We start from the raw sequence: 13,116 nt of genomic DNA, 5'->3' as shown, positions 1-13,116 counted from the left end.
TTATGGCTGTGCTTTCTTCGCAACCCCAACCTTCAGATACGCAAACAGTACCGCGTCATGTTGCCATCATCATGGATGGCAACGGGCGTTGGGCGCGTAGCCGTGGTCGCCCCCGTACGATGGGTCATCGTGCGGGCGTTGAGGCCGTTCGCCGTTCTATCGAAGCGTCGGTTGAACTCGGCATTCAGTATCTGACACTTTACGGGTTTTCGACTGAGAACTGGAAGCGGCCGGAAAGCGAAGTCAGTGATCTGATGGGACTGTTGCGCCTGTTCCTGAAACGGGAACTGGCGACGTTGCACAAGAATGGTATCAAGGTGCGTATCATCGGTGATCGGGAACGGTTTGACGATGATATTCGCGCACTGCTGGCCAAGGCCGAAGAACAGACAGAGGGCAATACGCGCCTTAATCTGACAATAGCGCTGAGCTATGGGGCGCGGGCGGAAATTACCTGTGCCATGCGCGCGATTGCCAGAAAAGTTGCTTCGGGTGAGATTTCTGCGGATGCGATAACCGAAGACATGATCGAGCAAAATCTGTCGACGGTTGGTATTCCTGATCCTGATCTTTTGATCAGAACCAGTGGCGAACAACGGATCAGTAACTTCCTGTTGTGGCAATCGGCCTATACCGAATTCGTGTTTGACGATGTTCTGTGGCCTGACTTTGACCGTAGCCATCTGGAAAAAGCCATTGAAAACTTTGCCGGACGGGAGCGGCGTTTTGGTGCCGTCATCTGAAGCCGAACGTCTCAAAGATAATAATTCCGGATTGAAGCCGCGCATTCTTTCTGCGCTGGTGATGACACCTGTTGCAATTGCTGCGGTGTGGTTCGGTTCCCCTTATTTTGATATTCTGTTGTTTGTGTTTTCCGCAGGAATGATGTGGGAATGGGTGCGGATGTGTGCCCCGCAAAGCTATAACGGGATTTCGATTGTTGCTGCCGTTGCTCTTGGTGTTGCCATGGTGATGCAAATCGCCGGACAGCCCGAATATATCCCGATGCCGATTGCGATCAGTGTGATCATCGCGTCAGCGCGGGCAGGGCGAAGCTGGTTCCTTGCCGGGTTTGGCGTTCTTTACGTTTCATTGGCTGCATTGGCTGCACTTTGGCTTCGCGATCAGGATCATGATGGCTTGCTGACGATCATGTGGCTGTTCTTCCTTGTTTGGGCGACAGACACTGGTGGCTATGCCTTTGGCAAGACGATTGGGGGCCCAAAACTGGCACCGCGCTTTAGTCCCAAGAAAACGTGGGCAGGCTTGATCGGCGGTATGGTTTGCGCCGGTGTGATTGGTGGGATTATTACCTATTTCAGCGCAGGTCAAATCAGCTGGACGATTGTTGCCGTCAGCATGTTTCTGGCCGTGGTTGCCCAGATTGGCGATCTTGGAGAGTCGGCTCTCAAACGTCATTTTAAGGTCAAGGACAGCAGCAACCTGATTCCGGGTCACGGCGGTTTACTTGATCGCGCCGACGGGATGTTGTCGGTGTTTCCTGTCGCATTTGTTATTATCTGTTTCGCAGGCCTTGCCTTGCGATAGGGCGGTCGAACAACCGACCGTTTTTTTACAGGTGTTTGATGACCTTGAAGAAATCCGTCAGCGTTTTTGGTGTGACCGGTTCAATTGGAACCAGCACTGTTGATATTCTCAAAAGCCATGCGGACAAATACACTGTCGATGCCGTAACCGCGTATCGCAATGTTGATGCATTGGCCAATATCGCCAAAGAACTTAACGCCCAATGCGCAGTGATTGGTGATCCGGCACTTTATCAGGATCTTTCTGATGCATTGGCCAATACCGGCATTGAAGTCGGCGCCGGCGAGAACGCCCTGATTGAGGCAGCCGCACGGCCATCCGATATCGTCATTGCAGCAATTGTTGGTGCCGCCGGGCTTAAGCCCACATTGGCAGCCATTCGTCGAGGCGCACGGGTCGGTCTTGCCAACAAGGAAACACTGGTGTGTGCCGGTGCGCTCATGACGGCCGAGGTTGCAAAACATAATGCGACCTTGATCCCGGTCGACTCTGAGCATAGTGCAATTTTTCAGGTGCTTGAAGACCGGGCCGACTCTCAGGTCGATCGGATATTACTGACAGCGTCAGGAGGGCCATTCCGGGAATGGTCGCTTGATCAGATGCGGTCCGTCACCCGGGCCCAGGCGCTTGCCCACCCGAATTGGGAAATGGGGGCAAAAATTTCTATTGATTCGGCAACCATGATGAACAAGGGGCTCGAGCTGATCGAGGCTTGGCACCTGTTCCCTGTTGCAGAAGAAAAAATTGAAATTGTTGTTCATCCTCAGTCGGTTGTGCATAGTATGGTCGAATATTGCGACGGTTCGGTACTGGCGCAGCTGGGCTCGCCAGACATGCGAACGCCGATTGCATATGCGCTTGCCTGGCCCGAACGGATTAAAGTGGATGTTCCCCGTCTTGATTTTGCCACGATCGGAGGTTTGAACTTCCAGAAGCCAGATGCAAAACGGTTTCCCGCATTGCGATTGGCGCGTCAGGCATTGCAGGAAGGTGGTACACTGCCTACTGTTCTGAACGGGGCAAACGAAGTGGCGGTTGCGGCATTTCTGGAAGACAGGATCGGTTTCCTTCAGATCGCCGAAATTGTTGAAACCATGATGGAAAAGATTGGCAGCCAGCCGTTGACCAGTCTGGATCAGGTGTTTGAAACAGATGCCTGTGTACGTCGCGAAACTGCTGTGTACATTGCAGCTGAATAATTTGAATTTTCCGGTCTGACCGGACAAGGGACGTCTTGATGGAAACCTTACTTGCCTTTCTTTTTGTACTTTCCGTTCTCGTATTCGTTCACGAATACGGTCACTACTGGGTGGCGATCAAAAACGGTGTGAAGGTCGAAGCGTTTTCAATCGGCTTCGGCCCGGAATTGTTTGGCTGGAAAGACAAAAAGGGTACGCGCTGGAAAGTCAGTTTGATACCACTTGGCGGCTATGTGAAGATGTTTGGCGACATGAACCCGGCAAGTGCCGGTCAGCGTGACGACATTGCCGAGGACGAGGCGAAATACGCTTTCCATCACAAAAGTGTCGCTGTGCGTGCGGCGATCGTGTTTGCCGGCCCGTTTGCAAACTTTATCTTTGCCATTGTCGTCTTTACCGTTTTGTTTGCGGCTGTTGGTCAACAGCGTGCATTGCCGGTCGTTGGCGAAGTCATTGAAAACAGCCCGGCGGCAAGTGCGGGTTTGCTCAGTAATGACCAGATTACGGCTATTGATGGCGCGTCCATTGAATGGTTTTCCGAGCTGTCCGAAATTGTGCGGGACCATCCGGATCAGACCCTTGCTGTGAGTGTTCTACGTGATGGTCAAGTACTTGATCTGTCGGTCACACCAGAAGCAGTGACTGCCGATGAAAACGGCGTCAGCCAGACATTCGGGCGCCTTGGTATTACGGCCGGTGCTTTTGACACCAGCCGTGATAGCATTCTGGAAGCTGTCAGCCGTTCGTTCGAGACGTTCTATTCCCTGACGACACAGACTTTTTCGGCACTTGGCGAGATGATCAGTGGTGACCGCGACAGTTCCGAGCTCGGCGGGCCGATCCGTATTGCCCAGATGTCTGGCGAAGTGGCCGAGGGTGGTTTTGGCCCGCTTCTGTTCTTTATGGGCTATCTTTCCATAAGCCTTGGCCTGATCAACCTGATGCCGGTTCCGGTTCTTGATGGCGGGCATCTGGTGTTTTACGCGATTGAGGCAATTCGCGGTAAGCCATTGGGCGCAAAAGCACAAGAATATGGTTTCCGTATTGGCGCGGGTTTGGTATTCAGCTTAATAATTTTCGCAACGTGGAACGATTTGACGCAATTGGGTGTCTTTAGTTTCCTCAAAGGACTTGCTGGCTAATGTGTGACAGCAACAGGGGGTTAACTTGCTGCGTAAGGTAAAAGCGGCTGCATTGATGGCAGCCTTGCTTGGCGGAACCGCGCCATTGATCATTCCGGTGGCAGCATATGCCCAACAGAATTCCGGCCTGATTCGCGAAATTCAGGTCGAAGGCAATAACCGTATCGAAAGTGCGACGGTTAATGCATATCTGACCGTCGCACCCGGCGATTCCTATGATGCGCGTCAAATCAACAATTCGCTCAAGGCGCTGTTCTCCACAGGTCTGTTTGCGGATGTGTCCTTTTCGTTCAATCAGGGTGTCTTGCAGGTTAATGTCGTTGAAAACCCGATCATTAACCGCATCGCGTTCGAGGGGAACAACCGGCTCAAGGATGAAGTTCTGAGCGCAGAATTGCAGCTCCGTCCGCGTGTTGTTTATACCCGCACCAAGGTTCAGTCCGACGTTCAGCGCATTCTGGAACTTTATCGTCGTAGTGGGCGTTTCGCAGCGACGGTCGAACCAAAGGTCATTCAGCTTGAACAAAACCGCGTTGATCTGGTGTTCGAAGTTGATGAAGGCGAAGCCACCGGCGTTCGCAAAATCAACTTTGTCGGTAACAAGGCGTTTGACGATGGCGAACTGTCCGAAGTTATTCGTACAACGGAAAGTGCCTGGTGGAAAATCCTGACCTCGGATGACAACTACGATCCGGACCGCGTCACGTTTGACCGTGAACTGTTGCGCCGGTTCTATCTGTCGGCGGGCTATGCGGATTTCCAGGTGTTGTCGTCTGTTGCTGAACTGACGCCTGATCGTTCGGACTTCTTTATCACCTACACGGTATCTGAAGGGCAGCGTTACGAGTTTGGCGATATCAAGGTCGTTTCGCAGATCGACAAAATCGACGCCGATGCCCTGATGCCTCTGATCGAAATCGAAAAGGGCGAGTGGTATAACGCAACAATGGTGGATGATGCCGTTGATGCGTTGACAACGCAGGTTGGCGATCAAGGCTATGCCTTCATCGATATTCGTCCGAGTGTTCAGCGTAACCGTGAAACCGGAACCATCGACATCACCTTCACGATTGCCGAAGGCCCGAAAGTTTATGTCGAACGTATCAATGTTGTTGGCAACGTTCGAACGCTTGATGAAGTAATTCGTCGTGAATTCCGTTTGGTCGAAGGGGATGCATTCAGCAGCTCCAAGATGAAGCGTTCCAAACAACGTATTGAAAACTTGAACTTCTTTAAGTCGGTTGATGTCAAAACGTTGCCGGGGCAATCACCTGATCAGACCGTTATCGAAGTTGATGTCGAAGAAAAATCGACAGGCGAATTCTCGATCGGTGCTGGTTATGGTACGGATGATGGTGCTTTCGGTCAGCTTGGCATTCGTGAACGTAACCTGTTGGGTAAAGGCCAGGATCTGCGCCTGAACTTCACCTTGGGATCGTCCGATCAGCAGATCGATTTGTCCTTCACTGAACCGTATTTCCTTGATCGCGAAATTGCCGCTGGTTTCGACGTCTACCGTCGCGAGGAAGACAATCAGGACGAAAGTTCCTATGACGAGGAACAGACCGGTGGACGTCTGCGCGCAGGCTTCAAATATACCGAGGATCTGTCTCATTCGTTCCGCTATACGCTTGAACAAAACAGTTACTCGAATATCGATACGACCGATGCGTCGCGTTTGCTGTTGGCAGAAGACTCAGAATTCATTGAATCTTCGGTCGGTCATACCTTGACCTATGACAAGCGTGACAGTTCTGTTGCGCCAACAGACGGGTATTTCGGTCGTCTGTCGAACGATTTCGCCGGACTTGGCGGGGATGAATCCTATATCCGTACTCGTGTTGAAGGTGGATATTATTATCCCCTGGACCGAGAACACGAATGGGTTCTCTCGACCCGTGTCGGGACCGGATATATCTTCGGTCTTGATGATGATACACGTATTTCCCAGCGCTTTATGGTTGGTGGTGCAAACCTTCGCGGCTTTGAATCTGCGGGTATTGGTCCGCGCGATAAGGCCACAGACGATGCATTGGGCGGGAAGCTGTATTACACTGGTTCTGTTCAGATGGACTTCCCGCTTGGCTTGCCGTCCGAGTTTGCCTTGAAGGGCCGCGTATTTAGCGACTTTGGTTCATCCGAAGGTGTTGATGGCGCCCGTGCCGGCGAGGTTTATGATACCGGATCAATTCGTGGATCGGTTGGTTTTGGTGTCGGCTGGGAATCGCCATTTGGTCCGATCGGTATCGACCTTTCGCAGGCCATCCTGAAAGAAGATCACGACAAAGAGGAAGTGTTCCGACTTAACTTCGGAACCAGATTCTAAAATGATTATGAAAAAGTCGCTACAGAAGCTGGTTGTTGCATCTGCACTTGTAATGGGTGCTGCGGTGATCCCGCAGGCTCATGCGCAAGAGGCTCCTAACCCGGAAACCGTGGCATCGGTCATGATTGTCGATTATGCCGGGATCATGCGTGAGGCATCTGCCATGCAGGATGCCAAAAAGCAGATCCGCGAACGTCAGGTCGCCTATCAGCAGGATATCGAAACCCGTCAACAGGCCCTGCGCGAGGAAGAAAAGCAGCTTGCGCAGCAGCGTACCTTGCTTGCCGCTGACGTGTATCAGGAAAAGCAAAAGCAGTTTCAGCAGAAAGTGGCCGGGTTCCAGAAATTTGCGCAGGGGCGCAGCCGTGTTCTGGATCAGGCACTCGCCGAAACGCAGGCAACTTTCCAGAAGTCGCTGAATGATGTGATTGCCGGTTTGGCTGAAGAACGCCGTGCGACCCTAGTCTTGCATCAGGCGCAGGTGATCATCTTTGCCAATGCGATGAATGCCAGCAAGGAAGTGTTTGATCGGATCAACAAAAAGGTTCCGACAATCAAGGTTGAGTTCAAGGAAGGCTCCTGATGGCCGATACGCGTTTTTTTAGTCGCAAGGGACCATTCAGCATCTCCGAGATTGCTGAGCTGACAGGTACGACTGTTGTTAACGGGCCTGATACGTCACGCGTCTTTGAGGATGTATCTCCGCTCCAGAATGCGGACAGCGCGATCCTGAGCTTCTTTGATAACCGCAAATACCTTGATGCATTTTCAAGCAGCAAGGCTGGTGCCTGTTTCGTCCGTCCTGAATTCGCAGATCGCGCGCCGGAAGGCATGGTATTGTTCACCACGAACGATCCGTATCGCGCATACGCGAAAGCCGCGACCGCGTTTTACCCCTTTGAAACCGGCAACGGATCAATTTCGGACCGTGCGGTCATTGATCCGTCGGCAAAGCTCGGTCGTGGTGTTCAGGTTGATGCGGGCGCTGTGATCGGTGTCAACTGCGAAATTGGTGATGGAACGATCATTGAAGCCAATGCCGTAATTGGCAAAGGTGTTGTGATCGGTGCCGGTTGCCGGATTGGTGCAAATTCCTCGATCAGTCACAGTCTGATCGGGAACCTGTGCCTGATTTATCCGGGCGCACGTATCGGTCAGGATGGCTTTGGCTTTGCCATGGGACCACAGGGACATGTGAAAGTTCCGCAGCTTGGTCGCGTCGTGATCGGCAATGATGTCGAGGTCGGTTCGAACAGTACAATTGACCGCGGGGCGGGGCCTGATACCGTTATTGGCAATGGTTGCCGTATCGACAATCTGGTCCAAATCGGCCATAACGTCGAAATGGGCATGGGTTGTGTGATCGTCGCACAAGTCGGTGTTTCCGGATCGACCAAGCTTGGCAATTTTGTTGTTCTTGCCGGGCAGGCGGGCGTTACCGGACATCTTGAAATTGGCGATGGCGCAAAAGTCGCAGCCCAGTCAGGTGTCATGAAAAATATCGGACCGGGGGAGACTGTGGGCGGAAGCCCGGCAGTTCCGGTTATGGAATATCATAAACAGACGGTGGCCTTGTCCCGTCTGATACGAAAAAAGAAATAAGGGCTACACACATGACCGAATTGGTGAGTGTTGATATCCAGCGCATTCTGGAAATGATTCCGCATCGTTATCCTTTTCTGCTGATTGATAAGGTTATCGATATTGCCGCTGATGAATCGGCAACCGGCGTTAAAAATGTTACGATGAACGAGCCGCAATTTACCGGCCACTTCCCGCAACAGCCGATTATGCCCGGTGTTCTGATCATTGAAAGTATGGCGCAAACAGCGGCGATTCTTGTCGTTCAGACTCTTGGTGCCGATGCCGAAGGCAAGCTGGTTTATTTCATGAGCATCGATAACGCACGTTTCCGCAAGCCGGTTGTACCGGGTGACGTGATGCATATCCATGTGACCAAGAAACAAAGCCGCGGTCCGGTCTGGAAATTCGAAAGCCAGGTTAAGGTAGACGGGCAGGTCGTTGCCGAGGCAACCATCGCCGCGATGATCCGGGATAGCTGATAATGTCAAAAGTGCATCCAACCGCCGTCGTCGAAGATGGCGCGCAGATTGGTCAGGATGTCGAGATCGGGCCATACAGTGTTATTGGTCCGAATGTTGTCTTGGGTGATCGTGTCAAACTGCACAGCCACGTTGCTGTCGCAGGCAACACCACCCTTGGCGAAGATTGCGAAGTTTATCCCTTTGCTTCTGTTGGACACGCGCCGCAGGACCTGAAATTCAAGGGCGAACAAAGCCGCTTGATCGTTGGCAAGCGCACGAAAATTCGTGAAGGTGCGACGCTCAATCCCGGCACCGAAGGTGGTGGTATGGAAACCACCATCGGTGATGATTGCCTTTTGATGACCGGGGCCCATGTCGGTCACGATTGCCATGTCGGGAATCACTGCATTCTGGTCAATAATGGCACTTTGGCCGGGCATGTTGTGGTCGAGGATTTCGCGATTGTCGGTGGATTGTCGGCGGTGCATCAGTTCGTGCGCATCGGTAAACATGCCATGATCGGTGGCATGACCGGTGTCGAAAGCGATGTGATCCCTTATGGTTCGGTAATCGGCAACCGTGCATATCTTTCGGGCTTGAACATTGTTGGCCTGAAACGGCGCGGATTTGATCGTGAAACCATCCATTCCCTGCGCAAGGCATATCGTTTGCTGTTTGCACAGGAAGGTACGCTTGCCGAACGCGTTGAAGAAGTTGCCAAAGACTTCGAAGGCGTCGGACCGGTGATGGAAATCATCAACTTCCTCAAAGCGGAAAGTATGCGTTCCGTATGCACGCCGAAATATGACAGCTCCGCAGGATAATCCTTTACCGAAACTTGGGATTATTGCTGGGGGCGGTGCGCTTCCGGCCCGCTTGGCTTCTGCTGCGCAGACAGCCGGGCGGGCTGTTTTCGTTGTAAAACTTGATGGCCATGCCAACGACGCCGATCTGGATGCATATCCGAACGTAACGGCAAGGTTGGGCGCCGCTGCCAAAATCCTTGATGCCATGCGCACAAATGACTGCCGGGATGTGGTTCTTGCTGGCAAGGTCAAACGTCCGAGTTTTTCCGCAATGCGCCCTGACTGGCGTGCTGCCAAGCTTCTGATGAAAGTTGGTATGAAGGCGCTGGGCGATGACGGCTTGTTGCGTCTCGTTGGTGAAGAGTTGGAACGCGAAGGCTTCCGACTGGTCGGAGCGCATGAAATTCTGACAGACCTTGCTGTGCCCGAAGGCGTGTTGGGTAAAGTTTCCCCTGATGACCAGGCGATGACAGATGCCAAACATGGTCTTGGCGTTGCGCGTATTCTGGGTCAGGCCGATGTCGGGCAGGGATGCGTGGTTCAGCAGGGATTGGTACTTGCCCTTGAAGCCATCGAGGGGACGGATGAAATGGTCCGCCGTTCCGCGCAGTATCGCCGCGACGGCGTTGGTGGTGTTCTGGTGAAGTCATCCAAGCCACAGCAGGATAAACGTCTGGATCTTCCGGCCATAGGCCTGACAACAGTTGATGAAGCCCATCAGGCTGGCTTGCGCGGTATCGCGTTGCTGGCTGGCGGTACGATGATCATCGACAGAGAAGCTGTTATTGCCCGGGCTGATGCGCTTGGCATGTTTATCATCGGATTACGTGATGCAGACGGGAAAGATGGCCATGGAGTCTGATCACATGGTGCAAGCCCCGAAGATCATGCTGGTTGCCGGCGAAGCATCCGGGGATCAACTCGGTGGACGCCTGATGGCCGCCATCAAGCGTCAGCAACCAGATACACGGTTTATCGGGGTTGGTGGGCCGAGAATGGAAGGCGAAGGCCTTCAAAGCCTGTTTCCAATGAATGAAATGTCGGTCATGGGAATCGCCGAGGTGGTTCCACATATCCCGCATCTTCTGAAACGCATTTCTCAAACCGCAGATTTCGCCAAATCGGAAAAACCTGACGTGGTGATCACGATTGATGCCCCGGATTTCAGCTTTCGCGTTGGCAAGAAACTGAAGGGCAAGGGTATCCCGCTTGTGCATTATGTTGCCCCCTCTGTGTGGGCCTGGCGCGCGGGACGGGCAAAGAAGATTGCAGGTTTTCTGGACCATCTTCTGGCTTTACTGCCATTCGAACCCCCATACTTCGAAAAAGAAGGGCTTTCTACGACGTTTATCGGCCACTCAGCCGTCGAAGAGCGTCATGATGGGGATGGCAGCAGATTTCGGGCAAAGCACGGCCTGGACGCAGAAAAACGGCTTCTGGCGGTTTTACCTGGAAGCCGTAACTCCGAAGTCAAACGCCTTTTGCCTGTTTTCAGGGAAGTTGTCGAAGCCCTTGCGCAAAAATATCCGGATGCACGCATTGTCGTTCCGACCGTCAGCAAGGTTGCCGATGTCGTAACCGAAGAGATGAAAAGCTGGCCACTGGCACCCATCGTAGTTGCCACCGATCAGGAACGTCATGATGCGTTTGCCGCAGCGGATTGCGCCTTGGCAGCATCTGGCACAGTATCGCTTGAATTGGCGATTGCCGGGGTTCCGCATGTCATTGCCTATCAGGTCAATGCAATTACCGGCTGGATTGCCAAGCGCCTGATCAAGATTGATACCGTGACCATCGTCAATCTTGTTCTGGGCCGTAAACTGATCCCTGAATTCCTTCAGGAAAAATGCAAGGCCAAGAACATCGTTCCGGTGCTAGAAGCGCTGATGAAAGAAAGCCCGGCCCGGGAAGAACAGAAATCCGGGTTTGACGATGCCTGTAAAATGCTTGGCTTCGGCGATCGGGCACCCAGCGAAAAAGCGGCCGAACAGATTTTGAAAATTATAGGCAAAAAATAACTTCTAACGTCTGGCATCAGGCAAGGAATGCATTTAGTTTCAGGTCATTGATCAATCCATGACGGAGACATTGTTATGCGTTATTTGCACACGATGGTGCGTGTCGAAAATGTCGATGAGTCGCTGAAATTCTATTGCGACCTTCTGGGCATGAGCGAGACCCGCCGCATCGAAAGCGAGAAGGGGCGTTTCACCCTGATTTATCTTGCCCCGACGGCGGATGTTGCCAATGCCAAGGCAAACAAGGCTCCTGAACTCGAACTGACCTACAACTGGGACCCGGAAAGCTATTCCGGCGGCCGTAATTTTGGTCATCTGGCGTATGAAGTCGATGACATCTATGCGACCTGTCAGAAGCTTATGGATGCTGGTGTGACGATCAATCGTCCGCCGCGTGATGGCCACATGGCGTTTGTCCGTTCTCCGGACGGTATTTCCATCGAGTTCCTGCAGAAAGGTGAAAGCCTTGCACCGGCAGAGCCGTGGGCAAGCATGGAAAACACCGGCAACTGGTAACATCGCCAACAGAGGATGCCCTGTTACAGGTTACCTCAGACATGCAAAAAGGCCCGGAAATATCCGGGCCTTTTCTTTGTTCGTATCAGATCGTCTCGGGTACGACTTAGCGTTTGTCGACCGGAACGAACGGACGTTCTGCGACGCCGGTGAACAGCTGACGCGGACGGCCGATTTTCTGCGACGGATCTTCGATCATTTCTTTCCACTGGGCGATCCAGCCGACGGTACGTGCGACCGCGAACAGCACGGTGAACATGCTGACCGGAATGCCCATCGCCTTGAAGATGATGCCCGAATAGAAGTCGACGTTCGGATAGAGTTTCTTCTCGATGAAGTACTCGTCTTCACGTGCAATGCGCTCGAGTTCCTGGGCAACATCAAGCAGCGGATCGCTGATGTTGAGTTCCTTGAGAACTTCGTGGCAGGTTTCCTGCATGACTTTGGCGCGCGGATCGTAGTTTTTGTAAACGCGGTGACCAAAGCCCATCAGGCGGAACGGATCGTTCTTGTCTTTTGCTTTTGCAACGAATTCCGGAATGTTTTTCACATCGCCGATTTCGTTGAGCATAACCAGAACAGCTTCGTTCGCACCACCGTGTGCCGGACCCCAAAGGGACGCGATACCAGCAGCAATACAAGCGAACGGGTTCGCACCCGACGAACCGGCAAGACGTACGGTCGAGGTCGATGCGTTCTGTTCGTGGTCAGCATGGAGGATCAGGATACGATCCATTGCTTTGGCCAGAACCGGATTGACCACGTACTCTTCGCACGGGTTGCCAAACATCATCTGAAGGAAGTTTTCAGCAAAGCCCAGCTTGTTGTTCGGGTAACGGAACGGCTGACCGATCGAATATTTGTATGCCATCGCAGCAATCGTCGGCATCTTTGCAATCAGGCGATAAGCCGAGATCAGGCGCTGCTTCGGATCATTGATGTCGGTGCTGTCATGATAGAAAGCAGACATCGCACCAACAACACCACACATGATGGCCATCGGATGCGCGTCACGGCGGAAGCCGTTATAGAAATTGCGCATCTGCTCATGCACCATGGTGTGCATGGTGATGTCGTTTTCGAACTGTGCTTTCTGGGTTGCGTTCGGCAGTTCCCCATAAAGCAGCAGGTGGCAGACTTCGAGGAAGTCAGACTGTTCAGCAAGATCGTCAATGGCATAACCACGGTGGCGCAGGATACCTACGTCGCCGTCAATATAGGTCAGCTCGGACTGGCAGGAGCCGGTCGAAGTGAAGCCCGGGTCATACGTGAAAAATCCAGTTTCAGCATAAAGCTTCCGAATGTCGATAACAGACGGGCCTACGCTACCCTCAATCACCGGCATCTCGACCGACTTGCCAGTGGCATTGTCGGTCAGTGTTACGGTGTGGGAAGTCTTGGAATTCTGAGCCATGACTTATTTTTCCTTCCCTGTTTGAACGAACACGGTTTCAAGTTGGGTGCAGCATAATGCTGCGGCGCATTAAGCGCAAACAGACTATTAGTTTTTTATAAT

13 protein-coding genes are annotated in these 13,116 nt (G+C 52.7%); 12 read left to right on the top strand and 1 reads right to left on the bottom strand.

Annotation, left to right across the window (positions count from 1 at the left end):
* The first annotated feature begins 2 nt into the window (after positions 1-2).
* The 12 genes from TH19_RS13680 to TH19_RS13625 all read left to right on the top strand — a co-directional run bounded on the left by TH19_RS13680 (position 3) and on the right by TH19_RS13625 (position 11,600).
* Complete coding sequence (locus TH19_RS13680; protein ID WP_114102911.1) at positions 3-743, top strand: isoprenyl transferase; 741 nt, start codon at positions 3-5, stop codon at positions 741-743.
* Positions 730-1,548, top strand: coding sequence for a phosphatidate cytidylyltransferase (locus TH19_RS13675; RefSeq protein WP_258547960.1), 819 nt, complete (start codon positions 730-732; stop codon positions 1,546-1,548). Before TH19_RS13680 ends, TH19_RS13675 begins: the two co-directional genes overlap by 14 nt.
* A 38-nt stretch (positions 1,549-1,586) precedes the next feature.
* Positions 1,587-2,747 carry a 1-deoxy-D-xylulose-5-phosphate reductoisomerase gene (locus TH19_RS13670; RefSeq protein ID WP_114102909.1) on the top strand — a complete coding sequence of 387 codons (1,161 nt, stop codon included), beginning with the start codon at positions 1,587-1,589 and terminating at the stop codon, positions 2,745-2,747.
* A 38-nt stretch (positions 2,748-2,785) separates the two neighbouring features.
* Positions 2,786-3,889, top strand: a complete 1,104-nt coding sequence (gene rseP, locus TH19_RS13665) for an RIP metalloprotease RseP (RefSeq protein ID WP_114102908.1) — start codon at positions 2,786-2,788, stop codon at positions 3,887-3,889.
* 25 nt (positions 3,890-3,914) lie between these two features.
* Positions 3,915-6,215 (top strand): outer membrane protein assembly factor BamA, encoded by a 2,301-nt coding sequence (bamA, locus tag TH19_RS13660; RefSeq protein WP_258547959.1) that lies wholly within the window; start codon positions 3,915-3,917, stop codon positions 6,213-6,215.
* Between the two features lie 7 nt (positions 6,216-6,222).
* Positions 6,223-6,798, top strand: coding sequence for an OmpH/Skp family outer membrane protein (locus TH19_RS13655; protein WP_258547958.1), 576 nt, complete (start codon positions 6,223-6,225; stop codon positions 6,796-6,798).
* Positions 6,798-7,817 (top strand): UDP-3-O-(3-hydroxymyristoyl)glucosamine N-acyltransferase, encoded by a 1,020-nt coding sequence (gene lpxD / locus TH19_RS13650; protein WP_114102906.1) that lies wholly within the window; start codon positions 6,798-6,800, stop codon positions 7,815-7,817. Before TH19_RS13655 ends, lpxD begins: the two co-directional genes overlap by 1 nt.
* 11 nt (positions 7,818-7,828) lie before the next feature.
* Positions 7,829-8,278: a 3-hydroxyacyl-ACP dehydratase FabZ gene (fabZ, locus tag TH19_RS13645; RefSeq protein ID WP_114102905.1), complete on the top strand. Its 450-nt coding sequence runs from the start codon at positions 7,829-7,831 to the stop codon at positions 8,276-8,278.
* A 2-nt stretch (positions 8,279-8,280) separates the two neighbouring features.
* Positions 8,281-9,084, top strand: coding sequence for an acyl-ACP--UDP-N-acetylglucosamine O-acyltransferase (gene lpxA, locus TH19_RS13640; protein ID WP_114102904.1), 804 nt, complete (start codon positions 8,281-8,283; stop codon positions 9,082-9,084).
* Positions 9,065-9,928 (top strand): LpxI family protein, encoded by an 864-nt coding sequence (locus TH19_RS13635; RefSeq protein ID WP_114102903.1) that lies wholly within the window; start codon positions 9,065-9,067, stop codon positions 9,926-9,928. The genes lpxA and TH19_RS13635 overlap by 20 nt, the downstream gene beginning before the upstream one ends.
* The gene (lpxB, locus tag TH19_RS13630) at positions 9,918-11,084 is read left to right on the top strand and encodes a lipid-A-disaccharide synthase (RefSeq protein ID WP_114102951.1); all 1,167 of its coding nucleotides are present in this window, start codon (positions 9,918-9,920) and stop codon (positions 11,082-11,084) included. The genes TH19_RS13635 and lpxB overlap by 11 nt, the downstream gene beginning before the upstream one ends.
* 75 nt (positions 11,085-11,159) lie before the next feature.
* Positions 11,160-11,600 carry a VOC family protein gene (locus TH19_RS13625; RefSeq protein ID WP_114102902.1) on the top strand — a complete coding sequence of 147 codons (441 nt, stop codon included), beginning with the start codon at positions 11,160-11,162 and terminating at the stop codon, positions 11,598-11,600.
* Positions 11,601-11,706: 106 nt separating this feature from the next.
* On the opposite strand, the gene TH19_RS13620 is transcribed toward TH19_RS13625, so the two are convergent.
* Positions 11,707-13,014 carry a citrate synthase gene (locus TH19_RS13620; protein WP_114102901.1) on the bottom strand — a complete coding sequence of 436 codons (1,308 nt, stop codon included), beginning with the start codon at positions 13,012-13,014 and terminating at the stop codon, positions 11,707-11,709.
* Between the last annotated feature and the right edge of the window lie 102 nt (positions 13,015-13,116).

This window comes from Thalassospira profundimaris (genome assembly GCF_003326675.1).
Taxonomy (GTDB): Bacteria; Pseudomonadota; Alphaproteobacteria; order Rhodospirillales; family Thalassospiraceae; genus Thalassospira; species Thalassospira aquimaris.
The sequence above is the reverse complement of the archived record's forward strand: the minus strand, read 5'-3'. Positions and strand labels throughout refer to the sequence as shown.

Coding starts and splice junctions, on each gene's coding strand:
- lpxA (WP_114102904.1), top strand. CDS start 8,281: ATGTCAAAAGTGCATCCAACCGCCGTCGTCGAAGATGGCGCGCAGATT.
- TH19_RS13680 (WP_114102911.1), top strand. CDS start 3: ATGGCTGTGCTTTCTTCGCAACCCCAACCTTCAGATACGCAAACAGTA.
- TH19_RS13620 (WP_114102901.1), bottom strand. CDS start 13,014: ATGGCTCAGAATTCCAAGACTTCCCACACCGTAACACTGACCGACAAT.
- rseP (WP_114102908.1), top strand. CDS start 2,786: ATGGAAACCTTACTTGCCTTTCTTTTTGTACTTTCCGTTCTCGTATTC.
- TH19_RS13635 (WP_114102903.1), top strand. CDS start 9,065: ATGACAGCTCCGCAGGATAATCCTTTACCGAAACTTGGGATTATTGCT.
- TH19_RS13670 (WP_114102909.1), top strand. CDS start 1,587: ATGACCTTGAAGAAATCCGTCAGCGTTTTTGGTGTGACCGGTTCAATT.
- fabZ (WP_114102905.1), top strand. CDS start 7,829: ATGACCGAATTGGTGAGTGTTGATATCCAGCGCATTCTGGAAATGATT.
- lpxB (WP_114102951.1), top strand. CDS start 9,918: ATGGAGTCTGATCACATGGTGCAAGCCCCGAAGATCATGCTGGTTGCC.
- TH19_RS13655 (WP_258547958.1), top strand. CDS start 6,223: ATGAAAAAGTCGCTACAGAAGCTGGTTGTTGCATCTGCACTTGTAATG.
- TH19_RS13625 (WP_114102902.1), top strand. CDS start 11,160: ATGCGTTATTTGCACACGATGGTGCGTGTCGAAAATGTCGATGAGTCG.
- lpxD (WP_114102906.1), top strand. CDS start 6,798: ATGGCCGATACGCGTTTTTTTAGTCGCAAGGGACCATTCAGCATCTCC.